The organism is Sphingosinicella rhizophila, assembly GCF_032378825.1.
Classification (GTDB): Bacteria; Pseudomonadota; Alphaproteobacteria; order Sphingomonadales; family Sphingomonadaceae; genus Allosphingosinicella; species Allosphingosinicella rhizophila.
In genome coordinates this window covers 326,940-349,040 of the sequence record NZ_JAVUPU010000003.1, presented here as the reverse complement: position 1 = coordinate 349,040, position 22,101 = coordinate 326,940, and the positions used below count along the sequence as shown (strand labels likewise).

Annotated in this window: 12 protein-coding genes; 5 read left to right on the top strand and 7 right to left on the bottom strand. The window is 62.2% G+C overall.

The features are described from left to right. Nucleotides 1–292: 292 nt before the first annotated feature. Both RQX22_RS07650 and RQX22_RS07645 read left to right on the top strand, forming a co-directional pair. Nucleotides 293–1,222: a CsgG/HfaB family protein gene (locus RQX22_RS07650; RefSeq protein ID WP_315725191.1), complete on the top strand. Its 930-nt coding sequence runs from the start codon at nt 293–295 to the stop codon at nt 1,220–1,222. A 13-nt stretch (nt 1,223–1,235) separates the two neighbouring features. Beyond that, complete coding sequence (locus tag RQX22_RS07645) at nt 1,236–8,576, top strand: polymorphic toxin-type HINT domain-containing protein (RefSeq protein ID WP_315725190.1); 7,341 nt, start codon at nt 1,236–1,238, stop codon at nt 8,574–8,576. A gap of 118 nt (nt 8,577–8,694) precedes the next feature. On the opposite strand, the gene RQX22_RS07640 is transcribed toward RQX22_RS07645, so the two are convergent. From RQX22_RS07640 to RQX22_RS07625, 4 genes are read right to left on the bottom strand one after another with little or no spacing between them, the layout of a single operon-like run. Further along, the gene (locus RQX22_RS07640) at nt 8,695–9,477 is read right to left on the bottom strand and encodes a TIM barrel protein (protein WP_315725188.1); all 783 of its coding nucleotides are present in this window, start codon (nt 9,475–9,477) and stop codon (nt 8,695–8,697) included. 29 nt (nt 9,478–9,506) lie between these two features. Beyond that, nucleotides 9,507–10,457: a beta-keto acid cleavage family enzyme gene (locus RQX22_RS07635; protein WP_315725186.1), complete on the bottom strand. Its 951-nt coding sequence runs from the start codon at nt 10,455–10,457 to the stop codon at nt 9,507–9,509. Further along, the gene (locus tag RQX22_RS07630; RefSeq protein WP_315725184.1) at nt 10,444–11,403 is read right to left on the bottom strand and encodes an NAD(P)-dependent oxidoreductase; all 960 of its coding nucleotides are present in this window, start codon (nt 11,401–11,403) and stop codon (nt 10,444–10,446) included. Before RQX22_RS07630 ends, RQX22_RS07635 begins: the two co-directional genes overlap by 14 nt. 1 nt (nt 11,404) lies before the next feature. Further along, nucleotides 11,405–12,520 (bottom strand): DUF819 family protein, encoded by a 1,116-nt coding sequence (locus RQX22_RS07625; RefSeq protein ID WP_315725182.1) that lies wholly within the window; start codon nt 12,518–12,520, stop codon nt 11,405–11,407. A 74-nt stretch (nt 12,521–12,594) separates the two neighbouring features. Here RQX22_RS07625 and RQX22_RS07620 point away from each other — a divergent pair, with 74 nt between their 5' ends. Then, on the top strand, nt 12,595–13,719 hold the full coding sequence (locus RQX22_RS07620; RefSeq protein ID WP_315725181.1) for a DmpA family aminopeptidase: 1,125 nt from the start codon (nt 12,595–12,597) through the stop codon (nt 13,717–13,719). On the opposite strand, the gene RQX22_RS07615 is transcribed toward RQX22_RS07620, so the two are convergent. The 3 genes from RQX22_RS07615 to RQX22_RS07605 form a co-directional block, all read right to left on the bottom strand. After that, nucleotides 13,698–15,206: a serine hydrolase gene (locus RQX22_RS07615; protein WP_315725179.1), complete on the bottom strand. Its 1,509-nt coding sequence runs from the start codon at nt 15,204–15,206 to the stop codon at nt 13,698–13,700. The genes RQX22_RS07620 and RQX22_RS07615 overlap by 22 nt on opposite strands. After that, nucleotides 15,203–17,191 (bottom strand): serine hydrolase domain-containing protein, encoded by a 1,989-nt coding sequence (locus tag RQX22_RS07610; RefSeq protein ID WP_315725177.1) that lies wholly within the window; start codon nt 17,189–17,191, stop codon nt 15,203–15,205. The genes RQX22_RS07615 and RQX22_RS07610 overlap by 4 nt, the downstream gene beginning before the upstream one ends. Nucleotides 17,192–17,313: 122 nt before the next feature. Continuing rightward, nucleotides 17,314–19,479, bottom strand: a complete 2,166-nt coding sequence (locus tag RQX22_RS07605) for a TonB-dependent receptor (protein ID WP_315725175.1) — start codon at nt 19,477–19,479, stop codon at nt 17,314–17,316. A 208-nt stretch (nt 19,480–19,687) separates the two neighbouring features. Between RQX22_RS07605 and RQX22_RS07600 the strand changes: the two genes are divergently transcribed. After that, on the top strand, nt 19,688–20,428 hold the full coding sequence (locus RQX22_RS07600; protein WP_315725173.1) for a TetR/AcrR family transcriptional regulator: 741 nt from the start codon (nt 19,688–19,690) through the stop codon (nt 20,426–20,428). 213 nt (nt 20,429–20,641) lie between these two features. Then, a complete protein-coding gene (locus tag RQX22_RS07595; protein WP_315725171.1) occupies nt 20,642–21,937 on the top strand; it encodes an aminotransferase family protein in 1,296 nt (431 codons plus the stop codon). Nucleotides 21,938–22,101 lie beyond the last annotated feature (164 nt).

The following is a 22,101-nucleotide window of genomic DNA, read 5'->3' as shown; positions in this document are numbered from 1 at the left end:
ATCTCGGCACTTCTTGGCAAGAGGTGATCCATTGGGTGGGAAGGGCCGAGCGAATATTTCCCAACAAGTTCCTGCTAAGTGCCTGGGCGGATTTCGAGAAATAGCCGGCATTTCGAACCCGAAATAATCTCCTTGCTATTGTGCGGATTTTCCATGCAAATGTCTCTGCTGCTGGCTGGCTTCGCCGCCGGCGTGTGATGCGTTTCACTCGACCGGGAAACGCGGGATGAGACACACAGCATGCGGAGCGAGAACTTCCCTGATCGGGATTGTTATTGCCCTCGCCTCGCCCTTGCTTCCGCAAACAGTTTATGCCCAACCCGCCGCTTCGGCTGCTCCGATCCCGGTGGTGCCTGGCCCGAAGCGCACCGTCGCCGTAGGCGAAATCGAGGCGAATGGCGGGTTCGAGGCTTCGGAAAATTGGAATGTCGGTGCCGGCGTCAGCGCGATGCTGACGACCGCTCTCGCGAATACGGACCGGTTCGTGATGGTCGAGCGAGGCACGCTGACCGGGATTCTCAACGAACAGCAGCTGCAAGCTTCGAAGGTTGCCGGCGGCACGCCGAGCCGCGAACGGATGACCCCCGCACATTATATCATCGTGGGATCGGTGACGGACTTCGGCTCGCCCCGAAGTGGCGGCGGGTTCAGCATCGGGGGATCGAGGAAAGGCATGATCGGCGGCCTCGGGACGTCCCGCAAGACGGGCAAAGTGGGCCTGGACCTGCGGATCGTCGACAGCCGCACCGGGAAGATTCTGAAATCCTTCGTGGTCTCTTCGAAGGTGACCCAAAGCGGCATTGCCCTTTCCGGCGGCTATAAGGGCATTGCATTGGGGGGAGATCAATTCTCGAAGACTCCTTTGGGCGAGGCGACGCGGCGCGCGCTCCATGACGCCGTGGTGCAGATCGCGACGGTGCTTGCAGCGACGTCGTGGGAGGGAAGGGTCGTAGAAGCCGAGGGTTCGGGGGTGATCATAAACCTTGGCCAGGAAGCGGGTGTAGTCGCCGGGGATCGGCTTCACGTCGAACGGGTCGCGAAAGTGCTTACGGATCCCGCGACTGGTCAGATCCTGAGCGAGGAACGCTACCGGGTCGGCACCCTGACAGTAACCGGCGTCGAAGCGCGGATCGCACGCGCGAACTTCACTTCCGTCGACGGCAGCGCCGCAGCGGCGCGCGGGGATCTCGTGATTCCGGCAGGCGCGCCGCGCTCCCGATGACGCGCGCACCGAAATGATGCGGCCTGGCCTCTCCGCCGGACTCGCTTTGGCACTCGTCGCGGGGAGCGCAACCACATTACATCCTGCCAACGGCCAGCCGCGCGAGACCATTCAAGAGGAAGAATATCTCCCCGAGGAGATACCTCTCCGGACGGATACATCGTCGACCGAGAACCCCTCCACGCAGGCGATCCGGTCTCGAGAGGTGGTGCCTCCCCAGCTCCCGCCGAGCGAAGTGATGCCGCCGGAGGAAACCATCCCCGCCGAGGAATTGCCGCCGAGGAGCGTGACGCCGCCGCCATCCAAGCCTGCTCCGGCCAAATCTTCCAAGTCGCCGCCGCACCATGGCGGGGCCTCCGGACCCAAGGAAGATTTGCCGTCCTCGCAACCCGAGGAGGAGCGACCGCGTGCCTCTATGCCCAGGGAAGAAGGGCCGCCTTCTTCGGCAACGGAGGAAGAACTGCCTCCCCGGTCCGTGCCCGAGGAGGAACCGCCGCACTCGACTCCGGAGCAAGAGCAGCCAACCTCGACACCGGAGGAGGAGCAACCGCCTTCGAGCACGCCGCGCGACCGTCCGAATCCGGCACCGCGTGATCGCCCTTCCAGCAGCTGGGAAGCCAACCGCATCCGGACCCAGGTTCGGGACGCGGCCGAGCCCCCTTCCGACGGCGTCATCGCCGTTCCAACCAGAGAGCGCGGGCCACGCATACCCGATTTGACGTCGCAGATCCGCGAGCTCGGCGAAACCAAGGCACGGGAGGAAGAGGATGATCCGCGCGATCTTCCCGTCGATCCGATCCACTCTACGCCCAGGCCTCCGACGATCTACGGCGAGGAGATTGACGAGGAACCGGCGCTATGCTGCCGGATCGAAGGGGAACTGGTCTTCTTTCCCAAGCCGCTCGACTGGCTGAAGCCGGCAAAGGAACAGGCGGCGCTGCAGGACGAGGCAAAGGCGGCGCAAGGCGTGCTGCTCCACGACGGATCCTTTGCCCATGATGAGGCCGATCTCTACACGCAGTCGGTCGGTTTCCCGGTTCAGATCAGCCAGCATTACCGCAGCAATGTCGAGGAAACGGTTTCTGGCGGGATCATCGGCCACAAATGGGATCTGGGCATCAACAAGCGGATCGTGGCGCATGGCAGTGGCGAGACGCCGGAACATCTGCTCTTCGAACGGCTCCACGTCGATACGCCGCGCCTCGTTTTCTACGACGGACATGGACGCGCGGACGACTATACCGGCCTCAGCACCGACACCCGCAAGGTCCGCAATTATGGCGGCGAATTCCGGGCGCTGGTAACCGCCTATCTGTCTCCTCCGGGCGCCTTCCATGAAATCCAGCGATACATCCTGCTTCCCGGCGAGGAGCATCCGTTCCGCAGGCATGTGAACGTCGATTCCACGCAGCGCATCTTCTACGTCCTGCGGGAAAAGAACGGCATGCTCTACGTCTTCAACTGCCACGGGCAGATGATCTACGTGATCGATCGCCACAACAACCGGATGGAGCTGCGATACCTGGGCAATCTCAATCCGCTCACCCACAATCCGATGCTGTCCGAGGTGATCGACACGGCCGGCCGCAAATATACGTTCAAGACCATCGACCTGGGGGACAAGGCACCCATCGCCACCAATATCCGCGGTGCCACGATCAATGGCGAGCTTCCCATCCCACGCTTCGAGTCCATCACCGAGGAAGAAACCAAACGCACGGTGAAATTCAATTACCAGAACGGACGGGAGCCCGTGCTCCAATCCGTTGCGCTTGGATATGGCCGGCGGCTCGAACGCAAATATAGCTATACCGGCGGCGGCGATTATCTGCTGGCAACGCTGACCGCGCCCAGGGAGGCGGCCGCCGGCGGCGGCCCCTATCTCGTCAACAGCTGGGACGAACAGAACAAGCAAGTGACCAGCCAGCAATGGGGCACCGGCACTTACCGCCTCAGCTATACCGGCGGGCGCCAGGTCTCCCAGGCGCAGGTCGTCGACCCCAATGGGAACCGTATCGCCTTCAAGCTGAGGCGCCTGGCGGGCGTCCCCGTCCGCCAGGAGATGACGCTAACCGGTCAGCACCGCTTTTCCTCCGGACCCTGGATCCACAAGTTCGATCACAATCCGGACGGACAGATCACCCGGATCCAATATCCGCGCGGCAACGCCATCGCCTTCACCTACGAAGGGGGGAACAGGCCAGTGGCACTCGGTCCCATACGCGACTGGGTGGAACGCGACGTCACCTACATGAACAATCTGCAGAAGGGGAATTTGAACGGCATCACCTGGCGTTCGAGCGACGGCGGGACCGCGTCGGTAAGCTATGGCTATGACGATCTTTACAACCAGCTCGACCAGAAAATCGACGAACGCGGTACGAGGACCGGTTACGCTTATGCCTATGACAGGGGCAATGGTTACAATGGCAATGCCTATGCCACCGAGCTGCCGGACATCAGCCGCCCCGGCGCTCCGGCGCTCTCCGGGCTCAAGCGCGTTTTCGCCTTTTCCTCCAATGGACTTCTGATCGAGGAGACGGCTCCCGGCAACCGGACCACAACCTACGCCTATGATCGCGCCGGCTATCTGACGCGGATGACGACGCCCGCGGGCACCACGACCTTTAGTGTCGATACGCGCGGGAACGTGCTGAGCAAGACGATGCCGGGCGGTCGCGTCGATACTTTCACCTTCGATCTGCGCGACTTGATGACCGAGATGGTCGTGGACAGCACCGGCTTCGCCAACAAGGCGACTTATGATTATGACCTAAACGGACAGCTCACCCGGCGCACCGTCGAGATCAAGGACAATTTCGACAGCCGCGTCGCGAACGGCCCCAAACCCGCCGCAGGCCGCGAGGCGGTGCTGGTGGAGAATTTCGCCTACGATATATTGGATCGCCAGACGACCGCGCGCAGCCAGGGTCCCGGCGTCCAGCATTCCCTGACGCGAAGCTATGACGGGCTCGGCAACATCGTGTCACTCACCCAGCCCGCAATCGGCGGGACCGGAACCGTCACCAGCAATATCACCTATGATGCGCGCGGACTGATCATGCAGCAGGTCGACGCGCCCGGGACGGCGGGGCAGGTCACCAGGGAATATCGCTACGACGACAACGGGAACATGACGGCCTATTTCGGGCCCGATTCCCAGCACGAACAATATGAATATGACGGCTTCGATCGAACCAAGAGCAAGGTCACCGGTGCAGGAGCCCTGGTCACGTTCGAAAGGGACAAAGCCGGCAATGTCATCAGGCTCGATGTCAGCGGCGACAGCGGCCAGAGCGATGGGCCTCGGCAAGACAATGTGCCATTGCTGAAGACCGAACTCGCCTATGACGAGCTGGGCCAATTGATATCCCGCCGCCGGCACCTGCTGACGAGCCCGGGCGCCGTGGAGGAGCAATGGATCTACAATTCGGCGCTGGATCTCGAGGAAAAAAATGGACCGGGCAAGGGCAGTGCCGCTTATGCCTATGACGGCGCCGGCCGGCTGGTGGCGACGACCGATCCCACCGGCACCATAACCCGCCATCAATATGATGCCGCCGGCAGCAGGTCCGGCCTCATCGAAAGCTGGAAGGCGCGGAGCTATCGGATCGGCGCCCCAGCCTGGTCCGAAGAGAATGTGACGCGAACCTGGACTTTCATGACCGACCAGCTCGGTCGCATGATCCAGCAGACCGGGCCGGATGGAACTAGCAAGCATCTCTTTGACAGTCTCGGCAATGTTCGCGGCACGATCGACGAATCCGGTGCACTCACCAGCCAGACTTACGACGGCAATGGCAGGCGGCTGACCAGCCAGGCCGGCGGCCAGACCGAAACCTATTCGTACACGGCGGGGGGATTATTGGCTCGGGCAGTCTCTCCCTTCCGGGATGAAAGCTGGCAATATGACCCGCTGGGCGGGCTGCTTTCCTATACCGACAACAAGGCCGGGCGGACCATCCGCCACCAGCTCAACGCCGCCGGCTACAAGGTGAGGACCACGGATCCTAACGGCACGGTAATCGAGCGCGACTTCGACGGCGGGGGCAATCCCACGACCATCTCGATCAAGCCGGCGACAATCGGGATCAATGCGGGCGGCACCACCCATTCGGGCTATCGCGGCTTCAGTCAGGAGGAATATCGCTATGACGGGCTGGGACGCCTGACCCATGCTTCCAGCGGCGGTATCAGCGTGCAGCACAAATATGACGGACTCGGCAACATTGTCGAGGATCGGCAGACCTATCGGGGCAACACGCAGATCGTGCAGAGCCGGGTCAGCGCAGACCAGGCCAGCCAGACCCTGACCTATCCCGAAATTGCGGGACGCGTCGCAATCACGAGGGAAATGGACGAAGCCGGCCGGGTCGTCGCGATCAGAGCCGGCGGCAGGGATTCGATCGCCCGCTTCGACTATTCCGGCAAGGGCTATCTGAACGCCCGCCACTACGGCAATTTCGTCACCAGCAGCTATGTCTATGACTCCAGACAAAGGCTCAGCAACATCTTCGTGATGCATGGCGCGGGCCCGAGTAGCTACCGGACCCATTGGACCGGCCGGGCAAGTTACGACGGTGCGATGCCGACAGCCATCACCCAGACTCTCAGCCTGAGGAACGAGCCAGAACAGTTGTTCACGACCCAGGTGAAACTCGATGCCAGAAAGCGCCCGATCAGCACGATAACCAGCCAGGCGGCCGTGGCCCATCCGGGCAGGCCCGCCGTTTCGATGACGTCCGGCGTATTGCGCGACTATGATGCGACGGGCCGGCCAGCCACCGTCGTCGAATATCTGCGCGACGATCTTGCCCCCCAGGATCGCAATGCCGGGAAGATCCTGCACCTGCAGTCGGACGCGCTCGCCTATAACGGGGCGGGGCGCGTCGCTTCCACCTATTCGAGGGTCAATGCGGATGTTGCCGGCAACATCGATCCCTCGCTTGCCGATGCCAAGGCGCTGGCCGAACAAGGACGCTACGCCCACAAGCAGGAATTCCACTACGACCGGAACGGAAACCTGCTCGCGGACGACCGCTTCCTTTACGCCTATGACCACCGCAACCGGCTGACGATGGTCCGCGACCGCTGGCAGCCCTATCGCTTCGAGCAATGGGCGACATTCGCCTATGATCCGCTCGGCCGTCGCGTGGCGATCGAGAACCGGCAGCCGGGACGGAGCAGCGGCCTCGTCCAATGGGGTCCGACCTATATTCCCGACGTCCGCTATATCTACGACGGCACCGCCACGATTGCCGAGACGCTGACCGGTCACCCCGACAACCCATCGGAAGTCCTGCTTGCCCGCTATTATCATGGCACCGGCGCCGACGACCTGATCAGAATGGACCGACGCCGCGACGAGGCGCCCGGCGGGGCCTTGGACACTTATTATCTGCATGAAGGCTTCGGCGGATCGATCGCGCTCCTCACGGACGGCAAGGGCGATCCCCACAGCATCGCATCGGAAGATCCGCCCGGACGCGACAGGCCCGGAGCATCGGAATCGCCCCCGGGTGACGCCATCCTGATCACCGGGACCAATACGCGCGCGCCCTTCAGGAGCGATCGCATCCGCATCGACGGCTTCGCCGGCCTTCAATTCGATGCGGCCACGGGGCAGCCGATCTTCGACTTCCACCGCAATTACGTGCTCGACCGCGATATATCGAAGGACAAATATCGTGAATCGATAACGCGCTTCCAAAACCGCTCGTTCGTCCTGATGGCGGGCATGGCAACGCTGCCATTCACCATCACATCATGGCCGGCGCTGGCATTCGGCACGATCGGCCTGGGCATGGATTGGGGGACATCGCTCTACACCCAATCGGGCTATGACCTGGAGCAGGCAGCGACGACCTTCCTGATCTCCGCGACCGGCGCGCGCGTGGGGCTCGCGGTCGGTGGCGGCAACATCTGGACGTCGCTGGCCGCCGACTACGCAGCCGATGTCGGTTTCGGAACATTGATCGATCATGCCTGGTTCGACCGGCCTTTCATGGAGGCGCTGGGCGACAATATGAAGCAATCGGCCGTCTTCGGCACGATCGGCATGACGGCGGGCTTCACCATTTCGCGCGTCGCCGCGAAGGCGATGAACGTCTATTCGACCTACCGCGCGCCGCCGGCAACCAGATTTGCCGACGCCGGCACGGGCGGTTCCGCCATCAAGCGAAACGACAGCGGAAGCTTTGAGGAATCGTCGATCAAGCATTGCCCGCTCTGCTTTGCCGCCGACACCCGGATCCTCGTCAAAGGCGGCTGGAAGGACATCCAGACGGTCAAAGTCGGGGATCTGGTCTATTCGCGCGACGAGCGAACCGGAACATCCGGGTATCGGAAGGTTACCCGCACATTCGTGACCAAGCCGGTCACGTTCACGCACCTCTATTACCGGCTTCGCGAAAGCGGCAGGCACGATGGCGGTGGTGGCGACGGAAAGACCGAAGACGGCGATCCGCTCAAACTGGTGGGAACACCCACGCATCCCGTCTGGTCGGAAGATCGCCGAGCATGGGTAGATCTGGAAGATCTTCGTACCGGGGAAAATCTGCTGCTGGCGCGCGGTGATACCGCCCAGGTGGTTCGGATCAGCACCGAGCGGGCAGCTCCAGGTTCAAGCTTTACCGCCTATAATTTTTCCGTCGATGACTGGGTCAGCTATTTCGCTGCGCCTGCCGGATCCAATGCCGAGGCGGCGGCCATTTGGGTCCACAATAGCAGTTCGGGAAGCGAATGCCGTCCGGGCGGCAACAGGCCCGCCCACCGCCGCAATGCTGCGCATGGCAACAATCTGGAACTCCAAAAGCTCAAGAAAGCGATTTTCGACCGAATGGTCGAGGCCGAAGCGGCGAGGAAACGAAAGGAATTCGGCCACGAATATGACGATATCGTCCAAGATCTGCTTGAGGAAAATGGGGGGCAGCCGATCTGGCTTTACCGCGGCATCAACAAGCCTGGCGGCAAACCCGAGAATATGAACGAGGGAAGCAAACGAAAACTCAAGATCTACCGAAGAAGTGTCGACGGATGGGTCGAATCGATGGGAACCGGACACGATTACGAATCGCATGTGCTCAAGCGCGACACGTTCGCCGATGCGACGTCATGGAGCACCGACATAGATGTCGCCCGCAAGAAATTCGGAGGGACCGACGCAAGCGTCATTCTGGTCGTGGAACTGAAAGACATGCTGCGCAACATGATATTGTACAGCAACGACGCCTATGCCTACGAGGCGGAGATTTTGCTGAGGGCCGGATCCAACCCCTTCCGGGCGACCATATTGAAAGGGCCCAAGCAAGGCTGGAGCGACAATCTTCTGGGCGCTCCCTGGCAGGACCCATGAAAATGATTTCAAGTCGGATGAAATCCATCTGAGGACCCGGAGGTAATGGAAAGCCAAGCCTGGATGCACCGCTTCCACCAGGGCCCGGACCCTGGATGCCGTGCGTTGCGACCCGCCTTTATCGGGCGGGGACTGCCTGCTGCATCCAATCCAGGCTTTGCTCGCTCGACGCAGAGGGACGATATTCGGCGCTGACGAAGCCGGAATATCCGGCGTCCCTCAGGACGGAAAAGAATTCGGGAAAATCGATCGCGCCCGTTCCGGGTTCGTTGCGGGCCGGAAAGTCGGATATCTGAATGTGGCGGATGACATCCCTGTGGGACGCGAAGGCTTTCGCGGCATCGTCCCCTCGCCTTGCCGCATGATATGTGTCGAGCAGGAGTCCGGCGCCGCGCGGACAATGTTCGCGGACGAGCCGGCATGCCAGATCCAAATTCTCGGGAAAGATGCCCGGAATATCGTGACCGTTCATCGGCTCGATCAGCGGGACGGCGCCGATGTCCCGAAACATGGCCGCCGCCTTGTCGATATTCTCCAGATACAAAGGCAGCGAAGCCTGCGTCCCGGCCGCGCCCGCCCGGAACGCGCCGACATTGATAAAGGCCGGTTTCAGGATCAGCGCTGCCTCATGGGTCGCCGCAAGGGCATCGGCGAAATCGCGCTGCCGGCCGGGCACGCCGGACAGGCCCGCGCCGCCGTCCAGGAGGTCGCCCAGCGGCACATTGATCAGGACGATCCTCACGCCCGCTGCGCCGGCCGCCTCCGCGAGGACTGCGGGCTCCTCGATGGAGAAATCCTGAAATTCGATGCCGTCGAAGCCCGCCGCCGCGGCCGCCGCGGGCCTGTCGCCCGGCGGCAATTCGGTGAACAGGAAATTCATGCTCGCGCACAATTTCAGCACGGGGACTCCTTCAGTCGTCGCGGACGCGCTCAAAAGCCGACATTATGGGCGCCCTTGGTACCCAGGATCGCGCGGGCCTCGTCCGGGCTGGCCGGCTCAAGGCTCAGCTGTTCGAGGATCGTCCGGATCCTGACGACCTGATCGGCGCTGGAGCGGGCGAGTTCGCCCTTTCCCGCCCAGAGACTGTCCTCCATGCCGACACGGACGTGACTTCCCATCGCGGCGCCCAACGTGGTCATGCGGATCTGCTCCCTGCCGGCGGCGAGCACCGACCAGGCATAATCGTCACCGAACAGGCGGTCGGCCGTCTGGCGCATGTGCACGAGATGGTCCGCTTCCGTGCCAAGACCGCCCAGGAAGCCGAAAATCGACTGCACGAAGAAAGGGGGCTTCACCCAGCCGCGGTCCGCGATCAGCGCAAGAGCATAAAGATGGCCGATGTCGAAACATTCATATTCGAACACGATGCCGCGCTCCTCGCCCAATTCCTTGGCGATGCGTTCCATCAGCGCATAAGTGTTGATCATGGTCATCTGTTTGGAAGCGGCCATGAAGCTCCGCTCCCAGTCGAACTTGATCTTGCCCTCCAGCCTTTGCTGAAGCACCCATGGCGCCGGATTCATCGGACCCATGTTGAACGAGCACATTTCGGGCGCGAACTTCAACGGTGCGGCGAGGCGCGCCTCGATCACTTCCTCCGGAGTCCCGAAATGCGGCTGCCCGGTCGTGATGTTGATGATCGCGTTCGTGCGTTCCTTCAACGGTTTCAGGAAGGCCTCGTACACGTTCACATCCGTGGTCGGCATGCCGTCTTCAGGCCGGCGGGCATGCAGGTGGATGATAGCGGCGCCCGCGTCCGCCGCCTTCACCGAATCCTCGACGATCTGTTCCGGGGTAAGCGGCAGATAGGGAGACATGCACGGCATGTGCATCGCTCCCGTGGTCGCGGACGTGATGATAATCTTGTCAGCCTGCCTCATTCGCATCCTCCCTTTGGCGCAACGGCATTGCGTTCGCCGGGCGCTCGTCCATCTTCCGATCCTCCAGGAGGAGGTAGAGCGCGCTGTGATCCAGCGCGCCTCGTCCGCCTTCGCACAATTCCTCGAAGAGATGCTCGACCATGGAAGCGATCGGGAGATCGAGGTGCAGGGACCGCGCCAGGCTGCCGGCCGCCCGCAAGTCCTTGAGCTGCGTCACCGAATGGGCGCCGGGCGTGAAGTCCCGGTCGATCATGCGCGCGCCATGCTGCTTCAAGACCTCCGACCGGGCGAAACCACCGAGGAGAGCTTGCCGGACGGCTGGAAGATCCGCTCCCTTTTCCTTGGCGAGCAACAGGGCCTCGGCGACGGCTCCGATGGTGACGCCGACGATCATCTGATTGGCGAGCTTGGCCAACTGGCCGCAACCGGCGCCGCCGATATGGGTGATCGTGGTGCCCATGGCCTCGAACAAGGGTCCCATGGCATCGACGGCTTCCAGGTCGCCGCCCGTCATGATCGAGAGTGAGCCCGCGATCGCGGCCTGCTCGCCGCCGGACACCGGCGCATCGATATAGTGAATGCCGTGCGCGCGGCACCTTTCATCATGACTGCAGGCGGTGTCGACCGGGATCGAGCTCATGCAAATGAGAGACGAGCCAGGCGCCATCCTGTCCAGCAGCCGAACGCCATGCCGGTCGCCTTCGAACAGCACATCCTCGACGGCTTGGCCGTCGAACAGCATGGCAATGACCACGCGCCGTTCGGTCGCGAGCGTCGAGAGGTCCTCGGCCACCGGAACACCGGAGGCAGCCAGAATATCGAGCTTCGACCGAGTCCGGTTCCAGACGCGGACCGGAAAGCCGGCGACGTGCAGGTTGCGGGCCATGGGCGCGCCCATGATGCCCGCGCCCAGGAACAGGATCGGGAGGAAATTCCTTTCCGGCATTTCAGCTCCAGCCCAGCAGCATGGCGACACCCACAGCGATGAAATTCGCGATGGCATAACCCAGGACGCCGGCGAACACGCCGGGCGTCACGAGGTCGCTCCATCCGCGCGAGGCGGCCATGCCTGCCGCCGTAGCGGGCCCGAGGATGCAGGCGTTCGACGCCGTCAACAGTTCCCGCAAAGGCAATCGGAACAGGCGCCAGCACAAGACGAGGATGGCCACGTGCACACTGATGACGATCCCGGCGAATGCGAGGAATTTCAGCGCCGGCCCGGCGAGGCTGGCGAAATCGGCACCCAGCCCGACGACGACGAAGAAACCGTACATGACGATCATGCCCGCCTGCTGCACCCCGCCGGTTCGCTGGATCTGCGCTGGAAAGATGTTGGCGATGGCGATGGTGACGATCGTCATCACCAAGATCGTGAACTGCGAGATCCCGAGTACCGATGCCAGTCCGCCCGACGCCCACACGATCAGGAATGCAAGGCCGACGACAAGGATCAGCCGCCCCGCGTCCACCTTCGCCGGCGCTTCCTCCTCAGGATCCGGCACCGGCGCCGGTTCCGCGACGGGTGAACGGCCGCGGACCAGAGCGGACAACATTACCAGCCCGACGAAGAACAAGGCGCCTGCGGCATTGTCGGCTGCCACCGCGCTTGCATAAAGACTGGGATCGGTGAAATCCAACGCCCGCGCAACGGCGATGAAGTTCATCGCGCCGCCGATATAGCTTGCGGTGTAGATCCCGGCGACGGTGGCTTCGATCCGTCCGAAATCCATGATCGCCACGGCAATGGCGACCCCGGTGAGGGTCGCCAATATGGCGATCACAAAGCCCCCCAAAACGGGCCTCGCCTCGACCAGGATGGTCCGCAGGCGCGTCTGGAGAAGAAGAAGCACCAGGCCGACGGGGGTGAATTCGGAAAGTATGACGTCATAGACCGGCGAACCGAACGGCAAGAGGCCGACATTGGACAAGAGGATGCCGATCACCATGATCGTGACCGAGCTCGGCACCTGCCGTCCGAAGGACGTGCGGTCCAGCAACGTGCCGAAGCCGACCAGCGCGACGATGATCCCGGTGAGAGCGGTGAAGTTTTCGGCGGCGATCATTTGCTTCCTGCATCGGATCGCATAGAACCGCCTCCATCGCTGCGGACAGGCAGCATCTCAGGGGAGGGCTGCTCGTGTCGAAACTGGCTTTTCCAGGCCCAACGGGACGGGCGCGCGACTTCGGCGTTCCGTTCGAAGGCGAAGCAGGGCCCTTCAATTCGATCACCGATGTCGATGGAATCCGCGTCGGCCATCGCACCCTGATCGAGGGTAGCGGGGCGGATGCGGTAAGAACCGGAGTCTCGGCCATCGTGTTCGGGCCGCCCGACAGGATATCCGGAATATCGGCCGGCCTGTTCGTGTTCAACGGCACCGGGGAAATGACCGGCAGCCATCTCGTAGAGGAATCGGGCGCATTGTTCGGCCCGATCCTGTTGTCGGGCACCTTGAGCGTCGGGGCCGCCCGGGATGGTGCGCTGGTGTGGGCGAAGAAGCATCTGCCGTCCGCGTCGGACAGATTCTCGCGAATCCTTCCGGTCGTCGCGGAAACCTTCGACGGACGCCTGCACGATGCCTGGGGTTTCCACTTGAAGCCCGAACATGCCGTCGAAGCGCTCGACCAGGCGAATGAAGGTCCCGTGCAGGAAGGCGCCGTCGGCGGAGGCACGGGCATGATCGCGTTCGGCTTCAAAGGCGGCATCGGCACCGCCTCGCGCAAGCTCCGTTTCGGCGAAGCGGATTACGTCGTGGGCACTCTCGCCCAATGCAATTTCGGACGCCGCGAGGAACTGACCATTCGCGGCACGCCGATCGGCCGGCTGATCGACGACCTGCTCCCAGAGGGTATCGAACTCACCAACCAGGACCGCGGGTCGCTGATCGTCATCATCGCCACCAACGCACCATTCGACGCCAGCGGCCTCAAGCGCCTGGCACGACGCGCGGCGCTCGGCATGGGGCGGCTCGGCGTTTGCGGAGATGCGACGTCCGGCGACATCTTTCTCGCCGTTTCGACCGCCGCCGAGATCGCACTGGACGGAGAGAGTTCCAATCGGGTCGAGAACATTCCCCCCGGCTCCCTGGATCCCTTCGCCGTGGCCACGGTGGATGCCGTGGAAGAGGCGATCATCAATGCCTTGTTCGCTGGCGAGACCATGGAGGGTTGCGGCGGATCGCTGGTCCACGGCCTTCCGAACGCGCGGGTCGCCTCTCTGCTCAAGGATGGGTACCAAGCGGGTCACCGGGACGATCGATCGTAGGTCGCCGATTGGCCGGCGGCTTCGAAGACGACCCGTCTGGGCGCCGAGCCGCCTTCCGGCTGGAAACTGATCAAAGATGGCAGCGGCCAGGAAAATTCCGGATCGTCCATCACCACGCGAAAGCGTTCGCCCGTCCAGTGGTCGAGGCGAAAGCGCCGGGACTCTCCGATTGTCGCGACGAGGCCTTGCCGGTCGCGGACGATCTCGATTTTGCCGAAGGCGCCCCCGTCATAGAGACCTGCATAAGCCGCCAACCCCCGGGATGCCGGAAGCTGTGGCTGCCGATCCGCCATGGACGACGCGGCGACCGCATTCAGGCGGGCGCGGTGCTTCGCGAGCAGTGGCCGGAATTGGGCATCCCAGTCGCTTTCACCCTTCCCCAAAGCCTCGTCGAATACGGCATTCCGGATGGCAAGGCGTCCAAGCGTGCCCTGGGCATTCATGAATATGGCGATCCCGATTCCTTGATCCGGCATCCAGGATATCAGTGTCGAAACGCCTTCCCCGCCGCCGCTATGGGTCAGGACCTTGTGGCCACGATATTCGCCGATGAACCAGCCGAGGCCATAGCCATAGGGGGCATCCTTATCGTGCAGAATGTCGTCGGTCGGCGACCGGTCCGCGATCGGCATGTGGATGGTCGTCAACGCCTGGAACGCATTGGGCGAGACCAGGCGCCGTCCATCGTCATCGCGTCCATGATCGACCCAGAATTGGAGCCAGCGCGCGAAATCGCTGACCGAGGAATAGAGGCCGCCGGCCGCCGCATCATTGTGGGGTCCCGCTGAACCGGAGAATGCAACCATCTTCTCCCCGTCGAAAGCGTGCAGACCCGCAACATTGCCATGGGGCGGCAGGAGCGCACGGTCGACGACCGTGTCCGTCATGCCAAGAGGCCGCAATATCGTGTGGCGCAGGAAACTGCCCCAGTCCTGCCCGGAACGAACGCAGATCACTTCGCCCGCGGCAGCGTACATCAAGTTGCTGTAGGAAAAGCCGGCGCGAAACGGGCGCGCCTGGGGCAGACCGGCGAGCAAGGCAATGAGTTCGCGCCCTTGCGCACCGGGATTGGCGAACCAGATCAGGTCGCCCCTCGCCGTGCCGGTCCGATGCGCCAGCAGGTCGACCAACGTAGCGTCGCGGCCGACTGCCGGGTCGGAGACCCGAAAAGCGGGAAGATATTGCCGGACCGGCACATCCCAGGATACCCGCCCCTGATCGGCGAGGATCGCCAGACCCAAAGCGGTAAAGGCCTTGGTCGTCGAAGCAAGTCCGAACAATGTGTGCGCGTCCACCGGCACCCCGGTTTCAAGGCTCCGCACGCCGTAGCCGCGGATGATCGGGGGCCGTCCGCTCCGGACGATCGCGATCGCAGCTCCCGGTGTCGCTTCGGCCGCAAGCACCGAATGAACGAAAGGGTCGATCTGTGCCTGAACAGGCTGAGGCAGCATCACGCAAAGGATCGCGACAATGCTCCTGCCCATCATGACAATTGCCACCCCAGCAGATTGAAGGCCCACAGGAAAGCCAGCATGCCGAGTCCGCCGAGCGCAAGGAGCGAAAGGTGGCTCGTCTCGGCAAGTGGCGGGCGGCCCTCCGAACCCACCAGCCGCCTCGCATTTCTGGCGGCCGTTACGACGAGGAGCGCGCAGCAGATCGCCTGCATGGTCGTGAAGGTCGCCAGGATGATGAAGCGCGACCGATCACCCATCAGAAAATCGCCGGCTATGGTTGCCCCGCCCCACCGGCCGAGAATCGTCAGCACGCTCCCCACCACGAGAACTGCCGCCCCGATGGCCGCACCACGTGCAAGCGATCCCGATGCCATCCTTCCGGTTCGCCAGAACATGGCCAGGAAACCGGTGAGCAGGGTCATCAGGATGAACGGCAATGCGGCAGCATGAAATGCCGGATTCCTGTAGGGACCAATTTTCACGAAGGGGTCGATCGCGATTCTCGGCACGAGATAGATCTCGCCGCTCGTCCTGTCGCGGGAGAATGCCCATAAAGGCGTCTGGTTGAAATCCCCATCGATCGGCGTTTCCAGATCAGCATTCCAGTACAGATTTCCGCCAAGCGGCCGGAATGGTCCCCGGCCACCGATCATCAAGTTGTTTCCCTGCACCTCGACCTTCATGACGGCACCGCCGATATTCAAAACGTCAAGCAGCTCGAACATCGTCCCATAAGCACGATATTCGTGCCGGTACGTGCCCGCCAGCTCATCGAGAGGAATCCGCGGAGCTTCGGCCGGCTCGGGTCTGTCGGGCCCGAGAAAGTGACCAAGGAACGCGGACAAGGTGCCGACGTTCGTCATCGGAGGCGATATCTGCCTGCCGGCTACGGGTGTGAAGGCGGCCTTGTCGCCAAGAGCATCGAACGGAGTCACGTCGGGCCATTCGGCCATCAGACTTATGAAGACGCCGACATTCTCGCCGGGCAACAGCCACATGATGGAGTGAAAACCGGGCCAGTCGCCACCATGGCCGAAGCCCGTTTTCCCGGCCCAGTCGAGCGTAAGGAAGATCGAGGCGAAGCCGGAGACGCTGTCGTGATTGCCCGCGCTCCTGCGCTGAAGGCGATCGAAACCCCGCGGGCCGAGGCCCAGCGGCGTGGCCGCTCCGCGGGAGCCCCGGAGCTGCGCGATCATGAATGCCGCCATATCGCGCCCGGTGCTGGTGGCCGCACCGACGGGCGCGAAAAATGGGTGAATTCCGCGATAGACCACAGGCCGCACGGCTCCGGACGGCAGGAAGGCGTAGGGCACGGCCAGATCCGGGCGCGGCGCGCCGCCAAAATCCAGGGAGGTTCGGTTCATTCCGAGCGGCGTGAACACCCGTCTTTCCAGGAATTGAGCAACCGGCATGCCGGTAACATCCTCGATCAGGACACCAAGCAGCGCGGTCCCGTAATTCGAATATACGGATCGACCGCCCGGTGCCCGCACGATCGGAGGCTCCTGTCCCTCGACCTGCTGCCTGGAGAGAAATGGCCGGTAAGGATCATTCGAGGCGATCCCGAAGCTTCGGTCCGCAAAGCCGCCACGGTGGGTTATAAGATCCTGCAAGCTGATCTCGCGCCCATTCACCGCGGGCAATCTGGCGCGCTTGAGATATTTGTTGGCGGGATCGGCCAGGGACCCGATGGTCCCGTCCTGGATCAGAAGCATGACGGCAAGGGCGGTAAATGTCTTGGTCGCGGATCCGATGCGGAAACGGGTGCGGGCCGGATCGACCTGCGTGCGCCTTTTCCAATCGGCGTAACCATAGCCCTTTTCGAACAGGATGCGGTCGTCCTTCACGACGGTGACGACCGCTCCGCTGAAGCGTCGCGCGGCAAGCCCCTGCAGGAATGTCTCGTCCGACCATCGCGCGACTGTCTCGGCCGTGATCTCGCGGGCAGAGGCCGGCGAAAGCGCCGTCAGCAAGATGGCCGAAACCGTGACGCACAACAGGCGCAAGCGCGACATCATCTCCGCGCCGCAACGGCACGACCGCCGGCAACGGCGTCTCCGCTTTGGTACAGGAATTCCGGCGGCCGCAGCAGCTGTCGCCCGGTCATGTCAGTCACGGCATGGAACCGGCGCACCGGACGTCAAAATCCCGTCCGCAGCGTTACTCCGTACATTCGCGGCGGATTGAGTTGGGAATAGACCGTTCCCAGGAACTCATGAGAATATTCGATCGCGACCTCGTTGAAGAGATTGGTCGCCCAGGCTTCCACCTGCCAGCGCCCGTCCACGGACTCGATGCCTGCGCGCAGGTTCACGAGCGTTCGCGGCTCGCGGACGAATTGCGGATCATTGTCAGGGGTGACGAACGACCCGTCCGTATAGCTTAGCTGGCCGACGCCGAAGAGGTTGAGCTTCCCGCCGATCGGCTGATCGAAGCGTGCCGCGGCATTGACGGTCCATTCGGGCGCATTCTGAAGCCTGTTGCCGCTGCAATCCGCGCCGAAAGGATCGCAATCTTCATATCTTTTGTAGCTTGCATCGGTGTAGCCAAGACCCCCCATCAACTGGATCTGGCGATGGGGCTTTGCGAGAATCTCGACTTCGAAACCCTTGCTGGACGCGCGCGCGGCATTCTGGATCTGGAAGAAGGTGCCGACACGGGTCTGTTCCTGCTTGTCCGTATAATCGAGATGGAAGGCCGCGAGGTTGAGCCTGAGCTTGTTGTCGAAGAAGGACGATTTCAATCCGACTTCATAACTGTTGACGAACTCGGCATCGAATTCGAGCGATTGCGGCGGCGTAGCCGTGATCGTGGCATTGAACCCGCCGGCCTTGAAGCCGCGCGCGTAGGAAAGATAGAGAAGCAAATCCTCTGTCGGCGTGACACTCAGGCTTGCGTCGCCCGTCAGCGCACCCTGCCTGTAGCGGTCCTTGAAGGGCGGGATTTCGATCGAAATGCCGAAAAGCGGCATGACAAAGGCGCCCGGAGTGAGGGTCTGACTGAAGATCAGGTCCTTGGACTCATGGCTGTAGCGAAGGCCGCCGGAGAGAGAGACCAGATCGGAGAATCGGTAAGTCGCCGAGCCGAACAGGGCGAAGGCCTTCGTGTCGATATCGGCATGGGTGAAAGACGTTTCGCTGGTGCCGATGGCATCAGGCCCCAGATTGGCGATCGTCACTGCGGCAAGCTGCTCGGACAGGAAATAGCCGCCCAATACATAGGAGAAACGATCCGGTCCTTTCGACACCAGCCGGAGTTCCTGGGTGAATTGCTGCTGATCCTGGGTTCGTCCCGTGAAGGAGATGTCGGCGACGCTGAAATCCTGGTCCAGGAGCGCGTCGATCTTGTTTTCACGATAGGCGGTGATCGACACCAATTCGGCAAAGCCGAAATCGTGGCTCAGCCGCCCCGAAATGCCGTAGCTTTCCCGCTCCGACCGGCTCGCGAAGTTCGTGCCTACGCGCCGGTCTTCCAAAGGAGACCCGTCGAGAGGTTCCAGCGCGCCCGCGCGGACCTGGTCGATGCCGTCAATGCTGCGGTCGATATAATAATCCCCGATCAACATCAGTTCGGTACGCGGCCCCAGATCGACGAGCAGCTTGCCGCGGACACCCCAAAGGTCCTCGTCCTGATAGGCGGCGTCCCGCGCAAAATCCTTCAGATAGCCGTCCCGCTGACGAAGCACGCCGCTGAGCGATGCAGAGACGCCTTCCGACAATGGCCCGCTGACGCTTCCGCGCAATTGATACTGATCGTAATTGCCATAGGTGAAATCGGCATTCGCACGAAATTGCTCGCCGGGCCTGCGAGTGAGCACGTTGATTGCGCCGCCGAGGGTGTTCCGTCCGTAGAGAGTGCCTTGCGGTCCGCGCAGAACCTCGACGCGCTCGATATCCGACAGGGCGGTCATGAAGGCATAGGATTTGCCGATATAGACCTCGTCGACATAGAGGCCGATGCCGGATTCGATCCCGGGATTGTTGGCCGTGGAGGAAAGTCCGCGGATGGAAAAGGTGTTGCTGCCGGAGCCTCCGCCCGTCGACGTCATATTCGGCGTGAGGAGCGCGATATCTTCGAGCGAGCGGGCGCCGCGGGATTCAAGCTCCTCCCCGGAAAAGGCGCTGATGCTGATCGGGACATCCTGGATGGATTCTTCCTGACGCCGGGCAGTGACCACGATTTCACCCGAGTCCGCCTGCCCGGCCAATGCCTCGTCGCTGTCGCCGACCGCCATCTGGGCATGAAGGATCGCCGCCGGGCTGGACAGCATCGCAGCAGACAAAGCCAGCATGATCTTGAGTTTCATGGTCACCCCTCCCGAACGCCAATTCTAGACGCTGATCCGGCACCGAAGATCGATCCGTGCCCCACCAACGCCGGTTCTATAAAAGCACAATAATGACCGATTGGTCATTTGTCTAGCGGCCGATTTCACGCTCGCGTTTCGTCGGCGCGGGCATGCGGCCATGAAAGCAATGCTGGACAGAAAGCCGCGACAGGAGGCAAATGGCAGGATGAAAATTCCCGTCGCCGAGGGTGGCCCGATCAGCCATGTCATCAGCTACAGAGATTATCTCGAAGGCAGGATCAAGCGGTCTGCGGTTCGAAGGAACGAGCTTACGCGCGAAAAACTGAAGGCCGCGACCGTACGTCTGCTGGAAAGCGGCGGCTATCACGAAATACCCATTTCGACCTTTTGCGAGGAAGCCGGCCTGGCGAAAGGGACTTTCTATCTTCACTTCGCGGACAAGGAGGATCTGGTTGCTCAGGTTCTCGAAGAATATACCGCTCTCCAAGTGAAGATCATGCCATCGGCCGATGGCAGCAAAGATGCTTATGCAGCGTTGATAGTCCTGAATTCCTGGTTTGCCGAAACATTCTGCGAGAATGTCGGCTTGCATCGCAGCATGATGCAATTGTCCGAGGCGATCCCGCGCATCACGAAGATCTGGACAGATTTTCTCAAGGGCCTTTCGGCGAGATATATCGAGGAAGTTCAGCGTTGGTCCAACACGACATTGGACCCGGAATTTGCAACTTTCGTAACATATTGCCTGTGGGGAATGCTCGACCAGGCGCTTTACGCCATCTATGCCGTGAAACGGAATCCGGACTTCGAGCGCCTCGCGCGCAACCAGGCCTATCTGGTTCAGTCCATAACTCTTTTCCAGCATCGGGCTTTGTTCCTCGAAAACCCAGAAGCCACGTTCGACAAGTCTGTCGAAGGATTCCTGATGCTTCGCGGGCGCAAGTGACCACCCGCCCAGGGTGCCCGCCACCTTTGACAATCCCGTAAATGACTATATGGTCAGTTTTGTCGTGCCATGGGGCGCGATCGGCACAGGTGACCAGTGAAACGAGAAACCGGGAGCGCTCTGGAACAAGGCCTGCCCCACCGAACGCATGGGGGCGGGCGAAGCGGGGTACAGGGATTCTTCCTTCCGGAGGGTGCTGTATTGCCTCCCTTCGTGGAACGGGCAGAGGGGATTTATTATTGGTCGCAAGACGGCCGGCGATATATCGACGCGGCCTCGGGGCCGGTGGCCGTCAATCTTGGCCATGGCAATCCCGCTATCCTGAAGGCGATCGAGGAGCAGGCGCGAAAAGTCTCGTTCGCCTTTCCGCTCAGTTTCCGAAGCGAGGCGGGCATCGCGTTCAGCGACGCCTTGCTGGCCGCGGCGGGCCCGCGGTTCCAGCACGTATTCGTGACGTCGGGTGGCTCGGAAGCCGTCGAAACCTGCATGAAGTTTGCGCGAACCTATGCCGTACGAAAGGGCGAGAGCGCGCGGCGCTTCTTCGTGAGCCACGACCCTTCCTACCATGGCGCGACGCTGGGCGCGATGTCGCTTACCGGCGATTGCGCGATGCAGGAACTGTTCGGCGCCATCGCGCCACCCGCGATGAAGGTGCCCGCGCCCCTCTCCTATCGGATCCCGGAGGGGCAGACAGCCGAAGACCATGCCCGCCATAGCCTGGAGCGGCTGCGCGCTTCCATCGAGGAGCTTGGACCCGAAAATGTGCTCGCTTTCGTGATGGAGCCCATTTCCGGCCTTTCCAGCGGCGCAAGCGCTGCGCCCGATTTCTACTATAAGGGCGTCAGGGAGATCTGCTCGGCCTATGGCGTCATCCTGATCTACGACGAGGTCCTGACAGGCGCGGGCCGGACTGGAGCCTTCCTTGCATCGCACCACTGGCCCCAGTCCAAACCCGATCTGATCGCTCTGTCGAAGGGGATCAGTTCCGGCTACCTGCCCCTCGGCGCAATGCTCGCGCCTGCCGAGATGGTCGATCTGGTCGCCCGATCGGGCGGCTTTCCGCATGCCCAGACCTATACGAACACGCCGCTCGCATGCGCCGCCGGCGCGGCCATACTGCGCGCGATCGAGGAAGAAGGCCTGATCGCCAACGCCGAGACCATGGGCGACCTACTTCGCCGCCGATTATTGGAAATCGCGCGGAATTCGCCAATCATCGGCGACGTGCGCGGCCGCGGCCTGCTGCTTGCGATCGAGATCGTGGCGGACAAGCGGACGAAGCGCATGCTGCCGCTGAACGTGAATTCGCCTGCCCGGATCGGCCAGATCGCGATGGAGCAAGGACTTGTCCTTTACCCCCGCCGCACCAACGGCGGGAAGTTCGGCGATTGGCTGATGATCACGCCGCCATTGATCATCCATGCCTCGCAAGTTCTCGATCTCGCGGAACGGCTCGAGCGCACCCTCAACCTTTATTCCGACGAGTTGGTCCGCGACCAACTCATCTGACATCGGCTGATTTAGGCGAATCGGGCGTTTCGCAGTTCGACGTCCGCCCTCAATCGGGGGCGAAGCTGCCGCAGGAGCCGAGCAGGAGAGGTTCGAGAAGCCGTCTGCGACACCAAAGCCGGCCCTGTTCGGAGCGCTTGTCCCATGAAGTTCAGAGACGATTG

Bases quoted from the DNA above. Each gene is read 5' to 3' on its own strand.
- RQX22_RS07635 (WP_315725186.1), bottom strand. From the start codon at position 10,457: ATGAGGCAGGCTGACAAGATTATCATCACGTCCGCGACCACGGGAGCG.
- RQX22_RS07645 (WP_315725190.1), top strand. From the start codon at position 1,236: ATGATGCGGCCTGGCCTCTCCGCCGGACTCGCTTTGGCACTCGTCGCG.
- RQX22_RS07600 (WP_315725173.1), top strand. From the start codon at position 19,688: ATGAAAATTCCCGTCGCCGAGGGTGGCCCGATCAGCCATGTCATCAGC.
- RQX22_RS07605 (WP_315725175.1), bottom strand. From the start codon at position 19,479: ATGAAACTCAAGATCATGCTGGCTTTGTCTGCTGCGATGCTGTCCAGC.
- RQX22_RS07625 (WP_315725182.1), bottom strand. From the start codon at position 12,520: ATGATCGCCGCCGAAAACTTCACCGCTCTCACCGGGATCATCGTCGCG.
- RQX22_RS07615 (WP_315725179.1), bottom strand. From the start codon at position 15,206: ATGATGGGCAGGAGCATTGTCGCGATCCTTTGCGTGATGCTGCCTCAG.
- RQX22_RS07630 (WP_315725184.1), bottom strand. From the start codon at position 11,403: ATGCCGGAAAGGAATTTCCTCCCGATCCTGTTCCTGGGCGCGGGCATC.
- RQX22_RS07610 (WP_315725177.1), bottom strand. From the start codon at position 17,191: ATGATGTCGCGCTTGCGCCTGTTGTGCGTCACGGTTTCGGCCATCTTG.